Genomic DNA, 20,956 nt, shown 5'->3' with positions numbered 1-20,956 from the left:
AGTTGCTCACTCAAAACCTTTGATTACTGCGGATAAAGTCATCTACTATTGTTTAACACATTCACGTGCCGCATGTATGTTCAGAAAATGTGCACGTTGAGATAATTAAACAAAATTGTGGTTACAGAGGTATCAGTGAGTCACTGGGCTACATTCAAACAAACAGCAACAAATTTATGGGTGACCCTACGGCACGACATTCTCGCGCTGGCCGTCTTTTTAAATGGATTGCTTATTTTTAAAACAATCTATGGTATGTCGGTCAATTTGCTTGATATTTTCCATATCAAAGCATTTTCAGAGTTGGATCTCTCCTTGCTGGCAAACGCCCCACTATTTATGCTCGGCGTCTTTCTTGTCCTGAACTCCATTGGCTTACTGTTCCGGGCAAAGCTCGCATGGGCAATCAGTATCATTTTGTTGTTGATAGCGCTAATTTACACCCTGCATTTTTATCCCTGGCTGAAATTTAGTATTGGATTTTGCATTTTTACGCTGGTGTTTTTGCTGATACTGCGCAAAGACTTCTCCCACAGTAGCGCCGCAGCCGGGACAATTTTCGCATTTATTAGTTTCACGACGTTACTGTTTTACTCCACCTACGGTGCGCTTTATTTAAGCGAAGGTTTTAATCCGCGAATAGAAAGTTTGATGACCGCGTTCTATTTTTCGATAGAAACCATGTCAACCGTCGGCTATGGCGATATTGTCCCTGTTTCTGAATCAGCACGATTGTTCACTATTTCGGTCATTATTTCCGGCATTACCGTTTTTGCCACCTCTATGACCTCAATTTTTGGTCCGCTTATCCGCGGGGGATTCAACAAACTTGTAAAAGGAAACAATCATACAATGCATCGTAAAGATCATTTTATTGTTTGCGGACATTCGATTCTCGCCATCAATACGATCCTGCAACTGAATCAACGCGGACAAAACGTAACGGTTATCAGCAACTTGCCTGAAGATGATATCAAGCAACTTGAGCAACGCTTAGGCGATAACGCTGATGTTATCCCCGGTGACAGTAATGACAGTTCAGTATTAAAGAAAGCGGGAATCGATCGATGCCGGGCCATTCTGGCGCTGAGTGATAACGATGCAGATAACGCGTTTGTTGTACTCTCGGCAAAAGATATGAGCAGTGATGTCAAAACAGTTCTCGCCGTCAGTGATAGCAAAAACCTGAATAAGATTAAGATGGTACATCCGGATATCATTCTCTCACCGCAACTGTTTGGCAGCGAAATTCTGGCGCGAGTTTTAAATGGTGAAGAGATTAATAATGATATGCTCGTTTCAATGTTGTTGAACTCCGGTCATGGTATTTTCAGCGATAACGATGAACAAGAAACGAAAGCTGACAATAAAGAATCGGCGCAAAAATAGACTTTAAAGACGGAAGAGTAAACTTATTGGGCACCGCAATGGTGCCCAGTACATTTAGATATTGTAGATCGCAAACAATAACGAGTTACGCTGTTTGTTTAGAATGCACTTCCTGATGCTGTGGATACGCATATTTCGGCGCGACTGCCCCTCAAGCCAACGCGATTTACGTCGGCTAGCCTGACGCTGCATGCGCCAGCGCCCCACTTCCGTTCTACTCCGCTTCATGTTAACTACTCTATGCAATAACAGAATGGTCATTATACCCCCACCCCCGACGCTGACCAGTGCTTTTCCCGCGTTTTTATTTGCCAGATGAATCCATATGCGTAAACTCATAACAATGCGCTTTCAAAAGGATTTCTAATCTATGACAACCGTTTATACGTTGGTGAGTTGGTTGGCCATTCTGGGATACTGGTTGCTCATTGCAGGCGTAACTTTACGCATTCTAATGAAACGACGCGCAGTTCCCTCCGCGATGGCCTGGCTGTTGATTATTTACATTCTGCCGTTAGTCGGAATTATTGCCTATCTTGCCGTTGGCGAGCTCCATTTAGGCAAACGCCGCGCTGAGCGCGCCAGAGCGATGTGGCCTTCCACCGCAAAATGGCTTAACGACCTTAAAGCCTGTAAGCATATCTTCGCCGAAGAAAATAGCAGTGTCGCTGCGCCATTATTCAAGCTTTGCGAGCGTCGTCAGGGGATCGCAGGGGTCAAAGGGAATCAGCTGCAACTGATGACCGAGTCAGATGATGTGATGCAGGCGTTAATCCGCGACATCCAGCTCGCGCGCCATAATATTGAGATGGTGTTTTATATCTGGCAGCCCGGCGGCATGGCGGACCAGGTGGCTGAATCATTAATGGCCGCTGCGCGACGCGGCATTCACTGCCGATTGATGCTCGACTCCGCCGGGAGTGTGGCTTTTTTCCGCAGCCCCTGGCCCGAGCTAATGCGTAATGCCGGTATTGAAGTGGTCGAAGCCTTAAAGGTCAATCTGATGCGTGTGTTTTTACGCCGTATGGACCTGCGCCAACATCGCAAGATGATCATGATCGATAATTACATCGCGTACACCGGCAGCATGAATATGGTCGACCCTCGCTACTTCAAACAGGATGCGGGTGTAGGGCAATGGATTGATCTGATGGCGCGTATGGAAGGTCCCATCGCCACCGCGATGGGGATTATTTATTCCTGCGACTGGGAGATTGAAACCGGGAAACGTATTCTGCCACCACCACCAGATGTCAATATTATGCCGTTTGAACAGGCCAGCGGTCACACCATTCACACAATTGCTTCTGGCCCTGGCTTTCCGGAAGATCTCATTCACCAGGCATTATTGACTGCGGCTTATTCGGCGCGTGAATATTTGATCATGACAACGCCCTACTTTGTGCCCAGCGATGATTTACTTCATGCGATTTGCACGGCGGCGCAGCGCGGGGTGGATGTCAGTATTATCCTTCCGCGAAAAAATGACTCGATGCTGGTCGGCTGGGCCAGTCGCGCATTCTTTACGGAACTGCTGGCTGCTGGGGTTAAAATTTATCAGTTTGAAGGCGGGTTACTGCATACCAAGAGCGTGCTGGTCGATGGTGAACTAAGTCTGGTTGGCACCGTTAACCTTGATATGCGGAGTCTGTGGCTAAATTTCGAGATTACCCTGGCAATCGACGATAAAGGGTTTGGTGCAGACCTCGCCGCCGTTCAGGACGATTATATTTCGCGTTCTCGTCTGCTCGATGCCCGTTTATGGCTAAAACGTCCATTATGGCAACGTGTCGCCGAGCGACTGTTTTACTTCTTCAGCCCGTTGCTGTAAAACGTCGCCAACAGAGGTTAAACAGGTAGTGACTATGGATATGGATCTAAACAATCGCCTGACTGAAGATGAAACACTTGAGCAGGCCTACGATATTTTTCTCGAACTGGCTGCCGACAATCTCGATCCAGCTGATGTTCTGCTGTTCAATCTTCAGTTTGAAGAGCGCGGCGGCGCGGAGTTATTCGATCCGGCGGAAGACTGGCAGGAACATGTTGATTTCGATTTGAACCCGGACTTTTTTGCCGAAGTGGTGATTGGTCTGGCGGACAGTGAAGATGGTGAAATCAACGATGTTTTCGCGCGCATTCTGTTATGCCGCGAAAAAGATCACAAACTTTGCCATATCATCTGGCGGGAATAAATAATCGCTTTTGGCGTGAAAAAGGGCTGACAACTGTCAGCCCTTATTGTGTTTAAAGCGGATCGACTTTCAGGCAAGAAACAGCGTGTCTGAAACTCCCCTCCAGCACAGGACGTGTTTTGGCACACTCCGGACCGGCAATCGGGCAACGGGTACGGAAAACACAACCGGAAGGCGGGTTGATCGGCGACGGTAATTCCCCTTCCAGTAACTGGATGGTTTTGTTCTTCTCCAGATCCGGATCAGGTATGGGGACTGCCGACATCAATGCCCTGGTGTAAGGATGTAGCGGATTGTGATAGACCTCATCATAGGTCCCCAGTTCTACCGCATGGCCGAGATACATCACCAGCACACGATCGGAAATGTGTTTTACCACGGCCAGGTCGTGAGCGATAAAAATTAATGACAATCCCATCTCGCGTTGCAGCTGCTGGAGCAGGTTGACCACCTGCGCCTGAATTGACACGTCCAGCGCCGACACCGGCTCATCACAGATAATCAGCTTCGGTTCAAGAATAAGAGCACGAGCAATCCCGATACGCTGGCACTGCCCACCAGAGAACTCATGCGGATAGCGGTTAATCAGGTTAGGCAATAACCCGACTTTCAGCATCATCGCCTTCACGCGCTCGCGAACTTCCTGGCGTGACATTTTCGGATGATAGGTACGCAGCGGTTCAGCGATAATCTCGCCGATGGTCATACGCGGGTTAAGCGATGCCAATGGATCCTGGAAAATCATCTGAATATCACTGCGAACGGCACGCCATTCATCGGGCTTCATGCCCAGCAACTCTTTACCTAACCAGGCAACATGACCGTCGGTCGCCTTGACCAAACCAATGATGGCGCGAGCAAAGGTGGACTTACCGCATCCCGATTCCCCTACCACACCTAATGTTTCCCCTTCATACAGGCGAAGAGTGACACCATCGACGGCTTTGAGCGTTTTCGGCGGTTGCCAGAACCACTGTTTGCCATCTTTGATTTCAAAGTGCACTTTCAGATCGGCGATTTCGAGGAGGACTTTTCTTCCTTCGGTTACAGCATTCATAACAGTTCCTCCACCGGTTTAAAGCAAGCACGCAGACGGCCAGGCGTAAACTCTTCCAGCGGCGGTGCGCTACTACAAATTTCCATCGCATGCGGACAACGTGGCTGGAACGGGCAACCTTTCGGTAATCGCAACAGGTTTGGCGGATTACCCGGGATGGTCAACATTGTTTCACCTTCCGCATCGAGACGCGGCACCGCGTTGAGTAAACCGATAGAATAAGGATGAACGGGTTGATAAAAGACATCGCGCGCGTTGCCATATTCCATCGTGCGCCCGGCGTACATTACCAGCACTTTGTCGCAGATCCCCGCAACCACGCCAAGATCGTGGGTGATCATAATGATGGCGGTATTAAATTCCCGCTTCAGTTCATTCAATAGCGTCATGATCTGCGCCTGTACGGTGACGTCCAGCGCAGTAGTGGGTTCATCCGCAATCAGCAGCTTAGGTCGACATAGCAATGCCATCGCAATCATAACTCGCTGACGCATGCCGCCAGAAAATTCGTGCGGGTACATTTTCATGCGTTTACGCGCTTCCGGCATTTTTACCGCATCGAGCATCCGCACCGACTCTTCAAACGCCTCAGCTTTGCTCATGTTCTTATGCAGCATCAGCACTTCCATCAACTGCTCACCGACGCGCATATAGGGATTCAACGAAGTCATTGGGTCCTGAAAAATCATTGAGATTTGTTCAGCGCGCAGTTTATTGAGTTCACGCTCTGGCAAATTGAGGATTTCACGCCCATTGAAGGTTGCCGATCCGCCAATACGTCCGTTGGCAGCCAACAGGCCCATCAACGCAAATGCAGTTTGCGATTTACCCGAACCAGACTCACCTACAATGCCCAGCGTTTCTCCGGCACGTAGGGAAAAATTCAAATCATTGACCGCCGTGACGTCGCCGTCCGGGGTACTAAAGGTGACACGCAAATCTTTCACGTTCAGAAGTGCGTCAGCCTGTTGTTGTGCGAGCGGCACAGTTGCAGTTTCAATTACGCTCATGGCTGCACTCCTTAACGATCTTTCGGGTCGAGGGCATCACGCAAGCCATCGCCGATAAAGTTGAAACAAAACAGTGTCACCACGAGGAATCCCGCTGGGAACAACAATAACCATGGAGAGACTTCCATCGAGTTCGCGCCATCACTCAGCAATGCACCCCAGCTGCTTAACGGCTCTTGCGTACCCAACCCCAGGAAGCTAAGGAAAGATTCAAAGAGGATCATGCTGGGCACCAGAAGTGATGCGTAGACCACCACCACACCGAGTACATTCGGCACAATGTGGCGAATAACAATGCCCGACGTCGATACACCGCCAACTTGTGCCGCCTCAATAAACTCTTTACGCTTCAGACTCAGGGTTTGCCCACGCACAATACGAGCCATATCCAGCCAGGAAACCATGCCAATCGCCACGAAAATCAGCAGGATGTTTTGACCGAAAAAGGTCACCAGCAAAATGACGAAGAACATGAATGGGAAGGAGTTGAGGATTTCCAGCAGACGCATCATTACCGAATCCACTTTACCGCCCAGATAACCGGAAAGCGAACCATAAAGTGTCCCGACGACCACAGCCACCAGTGCCGCAGCAACACCGACCATGAGTGAGATACGCCCGCCAATCGCAACACGCACAAGCAGGTCGCGACCGGATGAGTCAGTACCAAAGTAGTGACCGGACTCCATATCCGGGGCACTGGACATCATCGCCCAGTCAGTATCGTCATAGGCAAACTGCGAAAGCATCGGTGCCAGGATTACAAATAACGCGATCAGCACCAGCACTATCAGACTGACAACCGCCGCACGGTTATGCATAAAACGTCGACGTGCGTCCTGCCACAAGCTGCGCCCTTCGACCTCCAGCTTTTCACTGAAATTTTCCAGCGTCTCGCTGTTTTTCTTACTTAACATCATCGCGAGCTCCAGTATCAGTAACGGATTTTCGGGTCGATAACCGCATATAGCACATCGACAATGGCATTAAACAAAATGGTTAACGCACCAACCAGGATAGTCAGGCTTAACACTAAGGAATAGTCACGGTTCAATGCGCCATTAACGAACAGTTGCCCAATCCCCGGCAAACCATAAATGGTTTCGATAACCATAGAACCGGTAATAATGCCGACAAATGCGGGGCCCATATAGGAGAGCACGGGTAACAGAGCAGGTTTTAATGCGTGGCGTAAAATGATCCGCCGCATAGGTAACCCTTTCGCCCGGGCAGTACGAATAAAGTTGGAGTGTAAAACCTCAATCATAGAGCCACGGGTAATACGCGCAATACTGGCGATATAGGCGAGTGACAACGCCACCATCGGCAATATCATGAATTTAAGCGCCCCACCATTCCAGCCACCGCCCGGCAGCCAATGCAAAATGATCGCAAATATCATGACTAATAATGGCGCAACCACAAAACTGGGGATAACAACCCCGGTCATTGCCAGCCCCATCACGGTATAGTCCCATTTGGTGTTTTGTTTTAATGCGGCAATAACGCCAGCACTAACACCCAGTATTACCGCAAGGAAAAATGCTGCGGCTCCCAGTTTGGCAGAAACGGGAAAACTGGATGCAACCAGGTCGTTGACCGAATAATCTTTATATTTAAACGATGGACCGAAATCGCCATGCGCCAGTTGTTTCAGGTAGCTGAAATACTGTGTCATGATCGGATCATTAAGATGATATTTCGCTTCGATATTGGCCATCACTTCCGGCGGTAAAGTACGTTCGCCGGTAAAAGGGCTTCCCGGCGCGAGGCGCATCATAAAGAACGAAATAGTAATAAGAATAAATAGCGTCGGAATCGCTTCCAGACAGCGACGTAGAATAAATTTTAACATTGCCCTACCTTCTGGCCTGTGCCTTCTGTAATGCGATAAAAATCAGACACCGTGGAGCAGGACACGCCTGCCCCACGTATTGCCATTAGTGCTTCACAATGTACATATTCCGGGTGTAGGTATTATCCAGCGGATCTTTGCCGGTATAGCCACCAACCCACGGTTTCACCAGACGCGCATTCACGTAGTAATAAACAGGAACAATGGCCGAATCCTTATCCAGCTGTTGTTCTGCTTTAGTGTACAGAGCTGTGCGCTGCGCCTCGTCAGTCGCTTTCAGCGTTTCCGCCATAATGCTGTCAAAGGCCGGGCTCTTATAATGCGCGGTATTCATCGAGCTGTTCGACAGCATGGTGTTCAGGAAGGAAGTTGGTTCGTTGTAGTCTGCACACCAGCCTGCACGGGCCACATCAAAAGTGCCCTGGTGACGGGTGTCGAGAAATGTTTTCCACTCCTGGTTAACCAGTTTGACGTTTACACCAATGTTTTTCTTCCACAATGAAGAGGCAGCAATCGCCAGCTTTTTATGCAGATCGGAGGTGTTATACAACAGGTTGATGGTTAACGGTTTGTCTGCGGTATAACCCGCTTCAGCCAGCAGTTTTTTCGCTTCTTCGTTACGTTTTTCCTGGCTCCAGCCAAACCATTCCGGCTGAGTCAATTTTGCGCCATCAGTATACGGTGGAGTGTAACCATAGGCGGGCATGTCGCCCTGCGCTTTCACTTTATTAACAATGATATCGCGGTCCATACCCAGTTTCAGTGCGGTACGCACACGTACATCGTTAAATGGCGGTTTCTGGTTGTTAATTTCGTAATAATAAGTGCACAGGTATGGATCAACGTGAACTTCGTCCGGGATCTCTTTTTTCAGCTTCTGGAACAATTCGATCGGCATGTTGTTATAAGTCATGTCGATTTCACCACTACGGTAGCGATTGACATCGGTAACTTCAGAAGCAATAGGCAAATAGGTTACCTGGTTAATAACGGTTTTCGTGTTGTTCCAGTAGGTCGGGCTGCGTTCAAGAACGATTCGTTCGTTTACGACCCAATCTTTTAAGGTATAGGCACCGTTGGTGACGATATTACCAGGCTGGGTCCATTTTTCGCCGAATTTCTCGATAGCGGCTTTTGGCACCGGTGAAGTTGATGGGTGAACAAGTAATTTATAGAAGTACGGAACGGGTTCACTTAAGGTGACTTCTAGTGTGTGATCATCAATAGCTTTCACGCCGAGATCGGTAATCGGTTTTTTCCCTTCAAGAATTTCATCAATACCGGCGATATGCCCATATTGCAGATAACTGGCATACGGAGAAGCAGTGTTCGGATCAACAGAACGTTGCCAGCTATACACAAAGTCTTGTGCTGTGACTGGCGTGCCATCAGACCATTTCGCATCTTTACGCAAATGGAAGGTCCAGACTTTCGCGTCTTTATTATCCCAGGATTCAGCGACGCCAGGTTCCGGATGGCCGTCAAGATCGCTAACCAGTAAGCCTTCAAACAGGTCTCGGCTGATATTAGACTCCGGAACACCTTCAATTTTGTGCGGATCTAATGACTGAACTTCTGAACCATTGTTACGTACCAGCGTTTGTTTTTCCGCCAGTGTGACGCCTGCGGGTACATCAGCTGCCAGCGCGACATTCCCTGCCATAAGCGCAGCCAAAACGCCAGCTGCTACTAAACTTCTCTTGGTGATGTTGGTCATTGTTTTTTGGACTCCCTCATTATAATTACTGGTATTAACCAGCATGTGTAATCCCGGATTGGGACCCTGCACAGGCTCGGAGACTTTCTGCTGTCAGGTTACTTTATCGTTACGTATTACTATCACCGACTTTATTTATTCTGGTGATTCAGACGATCACCTTATGTCGATTCGTACTGTGTCTCCCCTGTCGAGACACATTATTCTTTCGCGACGCTCTTTAATTGTTAATTATTCTCATTACCAATAAAGAATCGTCTGGCGGTTGCCCGGAAAGTACCAAATGCGCTTCTTACTCGCCAATACATTTTGCAAAATTGTTAAGCAATTCTCTTTTATTGACCGTATCAGAATCTATAGCTTGCATCCATGTCTTAACAAACATCTTTTAATTCAATCAAATAGAGATTGGTTAAGCATGTCTCTCTTTTCTGATTACAGTTCCAGTAGTGAAATGCACAATAATTTAACAATTGATTATTATTTAGCACTTTCCTCTACCAAAGGCAGTGGAATTACTAATATCATTTCAATTATTCTTCAGCAAGCCCAGGATTATGATGTGGCGAAAATAACATGATGGTGAGGAGAAGCAGTTAAGGAAATCCTTATAACTAACTGTAATTTGAGAAGAATATTTTTACCTATTCCTTTTGCTTTTGATAACTGCGCGGGTACAAAGTAAAAATAATGACGAAGTAAACGGAGCATGGCAGCTCCGTTTCATTTGAAAGGAATTAATTAAGCAGGCCGGGGAAAATCCCCTTAATACCAGTAACGATAAATTCAATCCCCAATGCCATCAGCAATAGCCCCATAATACGCGTGATCACGTTGATGCCGGTTTGGCGTAAAACCCGTACCAGCCACGGTGCCATGCGGAACAATCCCCAGCAACATAAAGCGAACAATGCAATAGCCACAAAGAAACCAAACAGATAGCTAATGCTGTGATAACGCGTACCCCAGACGATGGTAGAACTGATCGCCCCTGGCCCCGCCATCAACGGCAACGCCAGTGGCACCACACCAATGCTTTCACGTACCGCGGTTTCTGATTTTTCTTGCTTGTTCTGTTTATCCTCGCCAAGCTTGCCGCTGATCATCGACATCGCTATCGTCACCACCAGGATGCCCCCGGCGATACGGAACGAATCAATTGATATACCAAAAAGTTGCAGAATCGTGTCGCCGAGAAAAAGCGAGATCCACAAGATAATAGCCACAGACAGGTTGGCTGTAAGGTTCGTTTTGTTTCGCGCTGCCGCTGTCTGATAACTGGTCATGCTGATAAAGACGGGAATAATCCCTACCGGGTTGACCAGCGCAAATAACCCGATGAAAAATTTGAAGTAAACGGGAAAATCAAAAAGGGTCTGAATCACGGTTAGCTCCGAAGCAAAAGCCGGATAATGTTAGCCATAAATAAGGTTAAAAAGACGCGCTGACAATACGCCTTTTGACAGCATTTTTCACCTCCTAACTACTTAAAATTGCTATCATTCGTTATTGTTATCTAGTTGTGCAAAACATGATAATGTAGCCAACAAATCATACTACAATTTATTAACTGTTAGCTATAATGGCGAAAAGCGATGCTGAAAGGTGTCAGCTTTGCAAAAATTTGATTTGGATCACGTAATCAGTACCCAGAAGTGAGTAATCTTGCTTACGCCACCTGGAAGTGACGCATTAGAGATAATAACTCTAATGTTTAAACTCTTTTAGTAAATCACAGTGAGTGTGAGCGCGAGTAAGCTTTTGATTTTCATCGGTTAAGCAAATCATCACCGCACTGACTATACTCTCGTATTCGAGCAGATGATTTACTAAAAAAGTTTAACATTATCAGGAGAGCATTATGGCTGTTACTAATGTCGCTGAACTTAACGCACTCGTAGAGCGTGTAAAAAAAGCCCAGCGTGAATATGCCAGTTTCACTCAAGAGCAAGTAGACAAAATCTTCCGCGCCGCCGCTCTGGCTGCTGCAGATGCTCGAATCCCACTCGCGAAAATGGCCGTTGCCGAATCCGGCATGGGTATCGTCGAAGATAAAGTGATCAAAAACCACTTTGCTTCTGAATATATCTATAACGCCTATAAAGATGAAAAAACCTGTGGTGTTCTGTCTGAAGACGACACTTTTGGTACCATCACTATCGCTGAACCAATCGGTATTATTTGCGGTATCGTTCCGACCACTAACCCGACTTCAACTGCTATCTTCAAATCGCTGATCAGCCTGAAGACCCGTAACGCCATTATCTTCTCCCCGCACCCGCGTGCAAAAGATGCAACCAACAAAGCGGCTGATATCGTTCTGCAGGCTGCTATCGCTGCCGGTGCTCCGAAAGATCTGATCGGCTGGATCGATCAACCTTCTGTTGAACTGTCTAACGCACTGATGCACCACCCAGACATCAACCTGATCCTCGCGACTGGTGGTCCGGGCATGGTTAAAGCCGCATACAGCTCCGGTAAACCAGCTATCGGTGTAGGCGCGGGTAACACGCCAGTTGTTATCGATGAAACTGCTGATATCAAACGTGCAGTTGCATCTGTGCTGATGTCCAAAACCTTCGACAACGGCGTAATATGTGCGTCTGAACAGTCTGTTGTTGTTGTTGACTCTGTTTATGACGCAGTACGTGAACGTTTCGCAACCCACGGCGGCTATCTGTTGCAGGGTAAAGAGCTGAAAGCTGTTCAGGATGTTATCCTGAAAAACGGTGCGCTGAACGCGGCTATCGTTGGTCAGCCAGCCTATAAAATTGCTGAACTGGCAGGCTTCTCTGTACCAGAAAACACCAAGATTCTGATCGGTGAAGTGACCGTTGTTGATGAAAGCGAACCGTTCGCACATGAAAAACTGTCCCCAACTCTGGCAATGTACCGCGCTAAAGATTTCGAAGACGCGGTAGAAAAAGCAGAGAAACTGGTAGCTATGGGCGGTATCGGTCATACCTCTTGCCTGTACACTGACCAGGATAACCAACCGGCTCGCGTTTCTTACTTCGGTCAGAAAATGAAAACGGCTCGTATCCTGATTAACACCCCGGCTTCTCAGGGTGGTATCGGTGACCTGTATAACTTCAAACTCGCACCTTCCCTGACTCTGGGTTGTGGTTCCTGGGGTGGTAACTCCATCTCTGAAAACGTTGGTCCGAAACACCTGATCAACAAGAAAACCGTTGCTAAGCGAGCTGAAAACATGTTGTGGCACAAACTTCCGAAATCTATCTACTTCCGCCGTGGCTCTCTGCCAATCGCGCTGGATGAAGTGATTACTGATGGCCACAAACGTGCGCTCATCGTGACTGACCGCTTCCTGTTCAACAATGGTTATGCTGATCAGATCACTTCCGTACTGAAAGCAGCAGGCGTTGAAACTGAAGTCTTCTTCGAAGTAGAAGCTGACCCGACCCTGAGCATCGTTCGTAAAGGTGCAGAACTGGCAAACTCCTTCAAACCAGACGTGATTATCGCGCTGGGTGGTGGTTCCCCGATGGACGCCGCGAAGATCATGTGGGTCATGTACGAACATCCGGAAACTCACTTCGAAGAACTGGCGCTGCGCTTTATGGATATCCGTAAACGTATCTACAAGTTCCCGAAAATGGGCGTGAAAGCGAAAATGATCGCTGTCACCACCACTTCTGGTACAGGTTCTGAAGTCACTCCGTTTGCGGTTGTAACTGACGACGCTACTGGTCAGAAATATCCGCTGGCAGACTATGCGCTGACCCCGGATATGGCGATTGTCGATGCCAACCTGGTTATGGACATGCCGAAGTCCCTGTGTGCTTTCGGTGGTCTGGACGCAGTAACTCACGCCATGGAAGCTTATGTTTCTGTACTGGCATCTGAGTTCTCTGATGGTCAGGCTCTGCAGGCGCTGAAACTGCTGAAAGAATATCTGCCAGCGTCCTACCACGAAGGATCTAAAAATCCGGTAGCGCGTGAACGTGTTCACAGTGCAGCAACTATCGCGGGTATCGCGTTTGCGAACGCCTTCCTGGGTGTATGTCACTCAATGGCGCACAAACTGGGTTCCCAGTTCCATATTCCGCACGGTCTGGCAAACGCCCTGCTGATTTGTAACGTTATTCGCTACAACGCGAATGACAACCCGACCAAGCAGACTGCATTCAGCCAGTATGACCGTCCGCAGGCTCGCCGTCGTTATGCTGAAATTGCTGACCACCTGGGTCTGAGCGCACCGGGCGACCGTACTGCTGCTAAGATCGAGAAACTGCTGGCATGGCTGGAAACGCTGAAAGCTGAACTGGGTATTCCGAAATCTATCCGTGAAGCTGGCGTTCAGGAAGCAGACTTCCTGGCGAATGTGGATAAACTGTCTGAAGATGCATTCGATGACCAGTGCACCGGTGCTAACCCGCGTTACCCACTGATCTCCGAGCTGAAACAGATTCTGCTGGATACCTACTACGGTCGTGATTATGTAGAAGGTGAAACTGCAGCGAAAAAAGAAGCCGCTCCGGCTAAAGCTGAGAAAAAAGCGAAGAAATCCGCTTAATCAGTAGCGCTGTCTGGCAACATAAACGGTCCCTTCTGGGGCCGTTTTTTTGTTTTACCCAAAGCAACTTTCCCATAAACCGACAGCATTTGCCTTCATCATATTTACGGCGATGTATAACGCCTACACACAGCGATATTGTACTTTACAGGTCACAAGTCAACGTCACTGTAAAGCGCTCTGTGAGGGGTATAGTAGCGTTAAAGAACTGTCGAGAAGGGTATATACACCGGATGAAGTGAGTAAAACGAACTGACAGGATAAAAGCGCCCTGCTCACCCTGTCAGTAAAGAAATTCTTATTAATCGTGGCGATGCCTTTCCTGAATAGCCGTTAATGAGCCGACTTCTAACGCCTCTTTATAGTGTTTACGGCATACAGAAACGTAGCGTTCATTACCACCAATAACCACCTGCTCACCTTCGTTATAAGGTCTGCCTGCTTGATCAAGACGCAGCACCATGCTTGCTTTGCGGCCACAAAAACAGATGGTTTTTAATTCAACCAGTTTGTCGGACCATGCCAGTAAGTATTGGCTGCCAATAAATAACTCACCTCGAAAATCGGTACGTAAACCATAACAAAGTACGGGTATATCGAGTTGATCGACAACCTCCGATAATTCATATACTTGTTGTCTGGTTAAAAACTGGCATTCATCAACCAGTACGCAATGAATTGCCTGCTGTTCATGTTCCGCACGAATCTCATCAAATAATGATGAATTTTGGTTAAATAATTTTGCAGGCGATGACAAACCTATACGCGAACTGACTTTCCCGGCACCAAAGCGATCGTCAATTTCTGCCGTATATACGACAGTGCGCATGCCGCGTTCCTGGTAATTGTATGAAGATTGCAACAATGCTGTAGACTTACCCGCATTCATTGCGGAATAGTAGAAATATAGCTGTGCCATCAGCCACAGGCCCTCAATGATATGAATTAAAGTTGGCTGGAGTTTATCATAATTCGTCAGTTTTTCAGCTCAACAGTATGCATAGAAGTAGTATATGCGTTCTCCCTTACGAAGCCTTGCATAATCCTTCTGAGCTATCATTACAACTGCCTCGCTTGTTATAAGCGGGTAAATGACTGCTGGTAACTATTCACAATCTTTAACCTGTTGTGCAAGTAATAGCCCTCTGTTGACCTCCTGGAGATAGTGCAATACTAAGTCCCTGCTCTTATTGCGACTGTTCTACTTTTCATCATTCGCTTAATAGGGAATTCTCGTAAACACGACTAATACAGAAGACTGAAAGGTCGTCAGCCTACGATAATCTCCCCATAAAATGTGACATGAATCAGGAAGTTTTAACCTCACGTGCTGCGAAATCATCGGCGCAAATAGGGCTATATGCCGCGTCTTTTCTGGCTAATTTTATGAAAAGATATTTATTGGCGGCACAAAATAAAGAACAATTTTGAATTCCTTACATTCCTGGCTATTGCACAACTGAATTTAAGGCTCTATTATTACCTCAACAAACCACCCCAATATAAGTTTGAGATTACTACAATGAGCGAAGCACTTAAAATTCTGAACAACATCCGTACTCTTCGTGCGCAGGCAAGAGAATGTACACTTGAAACGCTGGAAGAAATGCTGGAAAAATTAGAAGTTGTTGTTAACGAACGTCGCGAAGAAGAAAGCGCGGCTGCTGCTGAAGTTGAAGAGCGCACTCGTAAACTGCAGCAATATCGCGAAATGCTGATCGCTGACGGTATTGACCCGAACGAACTGCTGAATAGCCTTGCTGCCGTTAAATCTGGCACCAAAGCTAAACGTGCTCAGCGTCCGGCAAAATATAGCTACGTTGACGAAAACGGCGAAACTAAAACCTGGACTGGCCAGGGCCGTACTCCAGCTGTAATCAAAAAAGCAATGGATGAGCAAGGTAAATCCCTCGACGATTTCCTGATCAAGCAATAATCTTTTGTAGATTACACTTGCTTAAAATCCCGCCATCGGCGGGATTTTTTATTGTCCGGTTTAAGTCAATTTAATAAGAATAAGCTATAAAAAAACGGCGTCGATTGCTCAACGCCGTTTCGTGGATAACACCGATACGGATGTTACTTCTTAATGCCCATCTCTTCTTCAAGCCAGGCTTTAAATTCCGTACCAAGGGTGTTATGACGAATACCGTATTCAACGAAGGCCTGCATGTAACCTAATTTATTACCACAGTCATGGCTCTTCCCTTTCATATGATAGGCTTCCACCGTTTCTTTTTCGATCAGCATATCAATTGCGTCGGTGAGCTGAATTTCATCACCAGCTCCCGGAGGGGTTTTTGCCAGCAACGGCCAAATATCCGCGCTAAGTACGTAACGACCCACAATAGCGAGATTAGACGGCGCAACATCCGCTTTTGGTTTTTCAACCACGCCAACCATAGGTACGCTTTCACCCGGCGCTAATTCAACGCCTTTGCAATCCACAACGCCATATGCGGTCACATCAGCAACCGGTTCAACCATGATCTGGCTATGACCCGTTTCATCAAAGCGGCGGATCATCTCTGCCAGGTTATCCTGTGACAAATCGGATTCATATTCATCCAGAATAACGTCAGGCAAAATAACAGCCACAGGTTCATCACCCACTACCGGGTGAGCACACAATACCGCATGTCCCAGGCCTTTCGCCAGCCCCTGACGAACTTGCATAATAGTCACGTGCGGCGGACAAATAGACTGCACTTCATCAAGCAGTTGACGTTTTACACGTTTTTCCAGCATTGCTTCCAGTTCAAAACTGGTATCAAAGTGGTTTTCAATCGAGTTTTTAGATGAGTGAGTAACCAGCACAATTTCAGTAATGCCAGCCGCAATACATTCATTCACGACGTATTGAATTAATGGCTTATCGACAAGTGGCAGCATCTCTTTCGGGATGGCTTTCGTCGCCGGCAACATCCTGGTTCCTAATCCCGCAACGGGGATAACGGCTTTTTTGACTTTCGTATTAATGGCAGCCATTTAAATTCTCCTGGACTGTTCGTGTTTTGAACGTGTTCATATTTCTGTATCGCATCCCAGTATATCAGCACCCCGAAGGGGCTAAGTTCTGAAAAGGAGGCGAGTTAGCATAATTAAGACAATTACTTATACGAATGGCGACGATAGTACCACCAGCCGACATTAGCTGGTAATGCAAATTTAGCCCGCGTTATCGTTTGCTCATTCTGCAGACAACATCAAGCGAAGCCGACCACCGGTTCCCCATATTTGGCATTGCCAGGCATCGCATCGCTGGCTCAATTGATTCAAATAAGCGTTACCTAAAGTGCCTAACGGAACACCATTACTGATTTGCACCTGGTGTTCGCCGGTATTTAACGTCGCATTCAGCCCCGCAGAAACCAGAATGAGATTTTTCAGTTCGCGATGATAATAGCCAACTAATAGCGGAAACTGCCCCGGCAGATTGGCCTGACGGAGTAAATGGTTTACCTGCTTCAATAACGCGCCCAACTCTGGCAACCGTTGATTTTGATGTGCAAGCTGTTCCTGTAATAATCCGTTAAACAATGCGCGTAATAACAAGGCAGCAAGTACGCCATTATGTCCAGCTCGGGTGACATCAAGGCAATAAAATGCCAGATCGTTTTCCGAAAGTGCGGCAATATCAAGCACCAGGCCGGGTTTGTCCGCGGCAACCAATTGACGATAATTAACCCGGCAATGGGAAATCACCTGCTGAACCGGCGGTTGCAATTCCTGTAATAATTTCGCCGCTGCGGCAGGGTTATCAACCATTGCATCCCAGTCGCGAAAAAGCCTTTCCTCTTCCTCAACGCGGGAATTAAACATGCTGGGATAGAGACAGGCAAAAACCATCTCGCGCAAGCGATTCAGATCTTTAACTGGTTTCAGCAAAACATCTTCAACGCCCAGACGTAACGCTTTGGCAATATCTGCCATATTTTCAGTGGCAGATATCACCAGAACTGGGGTCTGGTCGCCTCTGTTACGTATATGCTCCAGCAGTTTAAGCCCGTTCATTCGTGGCATCGCGATATCACATATCATCAGGTCTGGAGTGAAACCTCCCAGCAACTCAAGGGCATCCACCCCATCAGCCGCCAGTACCGTTGTCGCTCCCAATGAGGAAAACCACGAATCCAGAAGCGAGCGAAATACCTGCTCATCTTCAACAATGAGAATCTGTTTTCCGACCAATGGCTGCGTCATGTTCTCTCCCCTGACTGGCTTTACTCAATAGTGGCATGCTATTGCCACCTGCGCCTGTCAGAATTAACTTAAGTGTAGATAAAAATTCTGGTCAAATGTTGGTGCGTACCAACGGCAAAAGTTCGTCCATTTTCTTTTCCACTGCCAGCTGCCCGGCCGCAATGGCAGCGTGCGCGCGATGGAAATCAAGCGTAGATATTTGCGGGCAAACAGGTTGAATCAGAATATCGGGCGGATCACCTGCCATGCGGTTCCTTTTAAGGCGGTTCTCCAGCACCTGGATAGAAGTGGTCATAATCTCTGTTGCCGTTGGCGCTGTCACCGCCCGACGTGTCGTTATGCTGCCCAACCTTTCTTTCAGACGCGCATGCCACGGCAGAGAATCACCATTCTCGCTATTTTCTTCACTGACATTAAAGGAGAGCAGATCTTGTTGCATCAAATGAGCATCGTGCTGCAGGTCGACCGCTATCACAATATCAGCACCCAATGCACGCGTGAGCGAAATAGGAATTGGGTTAACTACAGCCCCATCAACCAGCCAGTAGCCGTTATGCGCAACGGGTGCCATGAGTCCTGGAATACTGCATGATGCGCGAATAGCAAGATGGAGATCGCCTTCAGTAAACCATAATTCACGCCCCGTACTTAAATTGGTGGCAACAGCCGCGAAGCGACGGGAACAATTTTCGATCTCTGTTTCCGGCATTATTTCGCGATATTGATTGAAGACACGCTCGCCGCGCAGTAACCCACCGCGCTGCCAGGAGAGATCCATCAGGCGTAAAACATCCCAATAACTGAAAGAGGTTACCCAATCTTCCAGCGCAGATAATCGATCGCATGCATAGGCCGCGCCCACCAGCGAACCAATTGAACATCCTGCAACGATATCAATTTCAATACCCACTTTTTTTAGCGCATTAATAACGCCAATATGCGACCAACCTCTCGCCGCGCCAGATCCCAGCGCCAGCCCTATTTTTATCTTTCTCATTATTCCCGCAAGATTCCCCTGGAATGCAATCGTAGCAACATCGCTACTGCTCGGTTAACATAGTGCTACTCAGGCGGTTAATACGCCGTTATTGTTTCCAGGGAGATTATTTGTGTCTCAGCTTTGTCCCTGTGGTAGTGCTGTCGAGTATAGCCTATGTTGCCACCCTTATGTGTCTGGTGAAAAGGTTGCACCTGATCCAGAACATCTCATGCGTTCGCGTTACTGCGCTTTTGTGATGCAAGACGCAGATTATTTAATAAAGACCTGGCATCCATCTTGTGGAGCGGCGGCGTTACGTGCCGAATTGATTGCCGGATTTGCGCATACTGAATGGTTGGGATTGACCGTATTTGAACATTGTTGGCAGGACGGCGACAATATCGGATTTGTCAGTTTTGTTGCGCGATTTACCGAAGGTGGCAAAACAGGTGCAATCATTGAACGTTCGCGATTTTTGAAAGAAAACGGTCAATGGTACTATATTGACGGTACACGTCCGCAGTTTGGCCGCAACGATCCCTGCCCTTGTGGTTCAGGTAAAAAATTTAAAAAGTGCTGCGGCCAATAATGGTTGACGGTACGGTTTAGCAAACACTCTCAACAAGGTTTTTCCAGCAATGCATTCACTCCAACGTAAAGTTCTGCGTACTATTTGTCCGGACCAAAAAGGTCTGATCGCACGTATTACCAATATTTGCTACAAGCACGAGTTAAATATCGTACAGAACAATGAATTTGTTGATCACCGTACCGGGCGCTTTTTTATGCGCACGGAACTGGAAGGAATTTTTAATGATTCCACCCTGCTGGCGGATCTCGACAGCGCATTGCCAGAAGGCTCCGTACGTGAGCTGAATCCTGCCGGTCGTCGCCGGATAGTGATTCTGGTCACTAAAGAGGCGCATTGCCTTGGCGATTTGTTGATGAAAGCCAATTACGGCGGCCTGGATGTCGAAATCGCGGCAGTTATTGGTAACCACGATACTTTACGTTCTCTGGTTGAGCGTTTTGATATTCCGTTTGAGCTGGTAAGCCATGAAGGGTTAAGCCGCAACGAGCACGATCAAAAGATGGCGGATGCCATTGATGCTTATCAGCCTGACTACGTGGTGCTGGCGAAGTATATGCGGGTATTAACGCCAGAATTTGTGGCACGCTTCCCGAATAAGATCATCAATATTCACCATTCATTCCTGCCAGCGTTTATCGGCGCACGTCCTTATCACCAGGCCTATGAACGTGGCGTGAAGATTATTGGCGCAACCGCTCACTATGTGAATGACAATCTTGACGAAGGTCCAATCATCATGCAGGACGTTATTCATGTCGATCATACCTACACAGCTGAAGATATGATGCGCGCAGGTCGTGACGTCGAGAAAAACGTCTTAAGTCGCGCGCTCTACAAAGTACTAGCGCAGCGCGTCTTTGTTTACGGTAATCGGACGATTATTCTTTAATCGCCAGCAAAAATAACTGGTTACCTTTAATCCGTTACGGATGAAAATTACGCAACCAGTTCATTTTTCTCAACGTAACACTTTACAGCGGCGCGTCATTTGATATGATGCGCCCCGCTTCCCGATAAGGGAGCAGGCCAGTAAAAAGCATTACCCCGTGGTGGGGTTCCCGAGCGGCCAAAGGGAGCAGACTGTAAATCTGCCGTCATCGACTTCGAAGGTTCGAATCCTTCCCCCACCACCATCTCAAGCATTACCTCAAAATTTGAATTACCCCTGGTGGGGTTCCCGAGCGGCCAAAGGGAGCAGACTGTAAATCTGCCGTCATCGACTTCGAAGGTTCGAATCCTTCCCCCACCACCATCACTTTCAAAAGTCCGTGAACTCTCAAACGAATCCGCGATTAAATATTCTGCCCATGCGGGGAAGGATGAGAAGCTTCGACCAAGGTTCGACTCGAGCGCCAGCGAGAGAGCGTGGCCGCAGGCAACGACCCGAAGGGCGAAGCGCGCAGCGCTGAGTAATCCTTCCCC

Annotated in this window: 20 protein-coding genes, 2 tRNA genes and 1 other RNA gene; 11 read left to right on the top strand and 12 right to left on the bottom strand. The window is 47.7% G+C overall.

Features of this window, described 5'->3' with window-relative positions; translation table 11 throughout:
• Positions 1-135: 135 nt before the first annotated feature.
• Entirely contained in the window at positions 136-1,389 is a 1,254-nt protein-coding gene (gene kch / locus ACJHXB_RS15245) for a voltage-gated potassium channel protein (RefSeq protein ID WP_001306570.1), read from the top strand.
• 54 nt (positions 1,390-1,443) lie between these two features.
• Here the strand turns inward: kch and ACJHXB_RS15240 are convergent, their stop codons facing one another.
• Positions 1,444-1,617, bottom strand: coding sequence for a YciY family protein (locus ACJHXB_RS15240; protein ID WP_001309467.1), 174 nt, complete (start codon positions 1,615-1,617; stop codon positions 1,444-1,446).
• 142 nt (positions 1,618-1,759) lie between these two features.
• On the opposite strand from ACJHXB_RS15240, the gene cls reads away from it, so the two are divergent.
• Positions 1,760-3,220 carry a cardiolipin synthase gene (gene cls, locus ACJHXB_RS15235; RefSeq protein ID WP_000214516.1) on the top strand — a complete coding sequence of 487 codons (1,461 nt, stop codon included), beginning with the start codon at positions 1,760-1,762 and terminating at the stop codon, positions 3,218-3,220.
• Between the two features lie 34 nt (positions 3,221-3,254).
• Positions 3,255-3,584 (top strand): HI1450 family dsDNA-mimic protein, encoded by a 330-nt coding sequence (locus ACJHXB_RS15230; protein WP_000366959.1) that lies wholly within the window; start codon positions 3,255-3,257, stop codon positions 3,582-3,584.
• 52 nt (positions 3,585-3,636) lie between these two features.
• Here ACJHXB_RS15230 and oppF read toward each other — a convergent pair whose 3' ends face one another.
• From oppF to oppA, 5 genes are all read right to left on the bottom strand, one after another.
• Positions 3,637-4,641, bottom strand: coding sequence for a murein tripeptide/oligopeptide ABC transporter ATP-binding protein OppF (oppF, locus tag ACJHXB_RS15225; protein WP_000994905.1), 1,005 nt, complete (start codon positions 4,639-4,641; stop codon positions 3,637-3,639).
• On the bottom strand, positions 4,638-5,651 hold the full coding sequence (oppD, locus tag ACJHXB_RS15220; RefSeq protein ID WP_000110954.1) for a murein tripeptide/oligopeptide ABC transporter ATP-binding protein OppD: 1,014 nt from the start codon (positions 5,649-5,651) through the stop codon (positions 4,638-4,640). The genes oppF and oppD overlap by 4 nt, the downstream gene beginning before the upstream one ends.
• Positions 5,652-5,662: 11 nt before the next feature.
• On the bottom strand, positions 5,663-6,571 hold the full coding sequence (gene oppC, locus ACJHXB_RS15215) for an oligopeptide ABC transporter permease OppC (protein ID WP_000979667.1): 909 nt from the start codon (positions 6,569-6,571) through the stop codon (positions 5,663-5,665).
• Positions 6,572-6,585: 14 nt separating this feature from the next.
• A complete protein-coding gene (gene oppB, locus ACJHXB_RS15210) occupies positions 6,586-7,506 on the bottom strand; it encodes an oligopeptide ABC transporter permease OppB (RefSeq protein ID WP_000911112.1) in 921 nt (306 codons plus the stop codon).
• Positions 7,507-7,591: 85 nt separating this feature from the next.
• Positions 7,592-9,223, bottom strand: coding sequence for an oligopeptide ABC transporter substrate-binding protein OppA (gene oppA / locus ACJHXB_RS15205; protein ID WP_024185227.1), 1,632 nt, complete (start codon positions 9,221-9,223; stop codon positions 7,592-7,594).
• 283 nt (positions 9,224-9,506) lie between these two features.
• On the opposite strand from oppA, the gene ACJHXB_RS15200 reads away from it, so the two are divergent.
• The gene (locus ACJHXB_RS15200; protein ID WP_001211512.1) at positions 9,507-9,803 is read left to right on the top strand and encodes a hypothetical protein; all 297 of its coding nucleotides are present in this window, start codon (positions 9,507-9,509) and stop codon (positions 9,801-9,803) included.
• A 157-nt stretch (positions 9,804-9,960) separates the two neighbouring features.
• Here the strand turns inward: ACJHXB_RS15200 and ychE (ACJHXB_RS15195) are convergent, their stop codons facing one another.
• The gene (gene ychE / locus ACJHXB_RS15195; protein ID WP_000616773.1) at positions 9,961-10,608 is read right to left on the bottom strand and encodes an NAAT family transporter YchE; all 648 of its coding nucleotides are present in this window, start codon (positions 10,606-10,608) and stop codon (positions 9,961-9,963) included.
• 30 nt (positions 10,609-10,638) lie between these two features.
• Complete coding sequence (gene ychE, locus ACJHXB_RS15190) at positions 10,639-10,692, bottom strand: protein YchT (RefSeq protein WP_211180492.1); 54 nt, start codon at positions 10,690-10,692, stop codon at positions 10,639-10,641.
• A gap of 392 nt (positions 10,693-11,084) precedes the next feature.
• Between ychE (ACJHXB_RS15190) and adhE the strand changes: the two genes are divergently transcribed.
• Complete coding sequence (gene adhE, locus ACJHXB_RS15185) at positions 11,085-13,760, top strand: bifunctional acetaldehyde-CoA/alcohol dehydrogenase (protein WP_000301651.1); 2,676 nt, start codon at positions 11,085-11,087, stop codon at positions 13,758-13,760.
• Between the two features lie 301 nt (positions 13,761-14,061).
• Here the strand turns inward: adhE and tdk are convergent, their stop codons facing one another.
• On the bottom strand, positions 14,062-14,679 hold the full coding sequence (tdk, locus tag ACJHXB_RS15180) for a thymidine kinase (RefSeq protein ID WP_000068076.1): 618 nt from the start codon (positions 14,677-14,679) through the stop codon (positions 14,062-14,064).
• A gap of 603 nt (positions 14,680-15,282) precedes the next feature.
• Here tdk and hns point away from each other — a divergent pair.
• Complete coding sequence (hns, locus tag ACJHXB_RS15175; RefSeq protein WP_001287378.1) at positions 15,283-15,696, top strand: histone-like nucleoid-structuring protein H-NS; 414 nt, start codon at positions 15,283-15,285, stop codon at positions 15,694-15,696.
• A 143-nt stretch (positions 15,697-15,839) separates the two neighbouring features.
• Here hns and galU read toward each other — a convergent pair whose 3' ends face one another.
• From galU to rssA, 3 genes are all read right to left on the bottom strand, one after another.
• Positions 15,840-16,748, bottom strand: a complete 909-nt coding sequence (galU, locus tag ACJHXB_RS15170) for a UTP--glucose-1-phosphate uridylyltransferase GalU (RefSeq protein WP_000718995.1) — start codon at positions 16,746-16,748, stop codon at positions 15,840-15,842.
• 201 nt (positions 16,749-16,949) lie between these two features.
• Positions 16,950-17,963, bottom strand: a complete 1,014-nt coding sequence (rssB, locus tag ACJHXB_RS15165) for a two-component system response regulator RssB (protein WP_000193447.1) — start codon at positions 17,961-17,963, stop codon at positions 16,950-16,952.
• A gap of 91 nt (positions 17,964-18,054) precedes the next feature.
• A complete protein-coding gene (gene rssA, locus ACJHXB_RS15160) occupies positions 18,055-18,960 on the bottom strand; it encodes a patatin-like phospholipase RssA (protein WP_001226476.1) in 906 nt (301 codons plus the stop codon).
• 112 nt (positions 18,961-19,072) lie between these two features.
• Between rssA and ACJHXB_RS15155 the strand changes: the two genes are divergently transcribed.
• From ACJHXB_RS15155 to ACJHXB_RS15135, 5 genes are all read left to right on the top strand, one after another.
• Positions 19,073-19,531, top strand: a complete 459-nt coding sequence (locus ACJHXB_RS15155; protein ID WP_001602321.1) for a YchJ family protein — start codon at positions 19,073-19,075, stop codon at positions 19,529-19,531.
• A 49-nt stretch (positions 19,532-19,580) separates the two neighbouring features.
• Positions 19,581-20,423: a formyltetrahydrofolate deformylase gene (purU, locus tag ACJHXB_RS15150; protein WP_000555849.1), complete on the top strand. Its 843-nt coding sequence runs from the start codon at positions 19,581-19,583 to the stop codon at positions 20,421-20,423.
• A gap of 159 nt (positions 20,424-20,582) precedes the next feature.
• A tRNA-Tyr gene (locus ACJHXB_RS15145) sits at positions 20,583-20,667 on the top strand.
• 34 nt (positions 20,668-20,701) lie between these two features.
• Positions 20,702-20,786, top strand: a tRNA-Tyr gene (locus tag ACJHXB_RS15140).
• 46 nt (positions 20,787-20,832) lie between these two features.
• A non-coding RNA gene (locus ACJHXB_RS15135) (RtT sRNA) lies at positions 20,833-20,956 on the top strand; the annotation flags it as partial.

The organism is Escherichia sp. WS3227_2 (genome assembly GCF_046486495.1).
In the GTDB taxonomy this organism is placed as follows: Bacteria; Pseudomonadota; Gammaproteobacteria; order Enterobacterales; family Enterobacteriaceae; genus Escherichia; species Escherichia coli.
The sequence above is the reverse complement of the archived record's forward strand: the minus strand, read 5'-3'. Positions and strand labels throughout refer to the sequence as shown.

What these genes read in the sequence shown, in the direction of transcription:
- oppF (WP_000994905.1), bottom strand. Translation starts at nt 4,641, where the DNA reads ATGAATGCTGTAACCGAAGGAAGAAAAGTCCTCCTCGAAATCGCCGAT.
- ACJHXB_RS15230 (WP_000366959.1), top strand. Translation starts at nt 3,255, where the DNA reads ATGGATATGGATCTAAACAATCGCCTGACTGAAGATGAAACACTTGAG.
- oppB (WP_000911112.1), bottom strand. Translation starts at nt 7,506, where the DNA reads ATGTTAAAATTTATTCTACGTCGCTGTCTGGAAGCGATTCCGACGCTA.
- oppA (WP_024185227.1), bottom strand. Translation starts at nt 9,223, where the DNA reads ATGACCAACATCACCAAGAGAAGTTTAGTAGCAGCTGGCGTTTTGGCT.
- oppD (WP_000110954.1), bottom strand. Translation starts at nt 5,651, where the DNA reads ATGAGCGTAATTGAAACTGCAACTGTGCCGCTCGCACAACAACAGGCT.
- rssB (WP_000193447.1), bottom strand. Translation starts at nt 17,963, where the DNA reads ATGACGCAGCCATTGGTCGGAAAACAGATTCTCATTGTTGAAGATGAG.
- galU (WP_000718995.1), bottom strand. Translation starts at nt 16,748, where the DNA reads ATGGCTGCCATTAATACGAAAGTCAAAAAAGCCGTTATCCCCGTTGCG.
- purU (WP_000555849.1), top strand. Translation starts at nt 19,581, where the DNA reads ATGCATTCACTCCAACGTAAAGTTCTGCGTACTATTTGTCCGGACCAA.
- adhE (WP_000301651.1), top strand. Translation starts at nt 11,085, where the DNA reads ATGGCTGTTACTAATGTCGCTGAACTTAACGCACTCGTAGAGCGTGTA.
- ACJHXB_RS15200 (WP_001211512.1), top strand. Translation starts at nt 9,507, where the DNA reads ATGCGCTTCTTACTCGCCAATACATTTTGCAAAATTGTTAAGCAATTC.
- ACJHXB_RS15240 (WP_001309467.1), bottom strand. Translation starts at nt 1,617, where the DNA reads ATGAAGCGGAGTAGAACGGAAGTGGGGCGCTGGCGCATGCAGCGTCAG.
- oppC (WP_000979667.1), bottom strand. Translation starts at nt 6,571, where the DNA reads ATGATGTTAAGTAAGAAAAACAGCGAGACGCTGGAAAATTTCAGTGAA.
- tdk (WP_000068076.1), bottom strand. Translation starts at nt 14,679, where the DNA reads ATGGCACAGCTATATTTCTACTATTCCGCAATGAATGCGGGTAAGTCT.
- rssA (WP_001226476.1), bottom strand. Translation starts at nt 18,960, where the DNA reads ATGAGAAAGATAAAAATAGGGCTGGCGCTGGGATCTGGCGCGGCGAGA.
- hns (WP_001287378.1), top strand. Translation starts at nt 15,283, where the DNA reads ATGAGCGAAGCACTTAAAATTCTGAACAACATCCGTACTCTTCGTGCG.
- cls (WP_000214516.1), top strand. Translation starts at nt 1,760, where the DNA reads ATGACAACCGTTTATACGTTGGTGAGTTGGTTGGCCATTCTGGGATAC.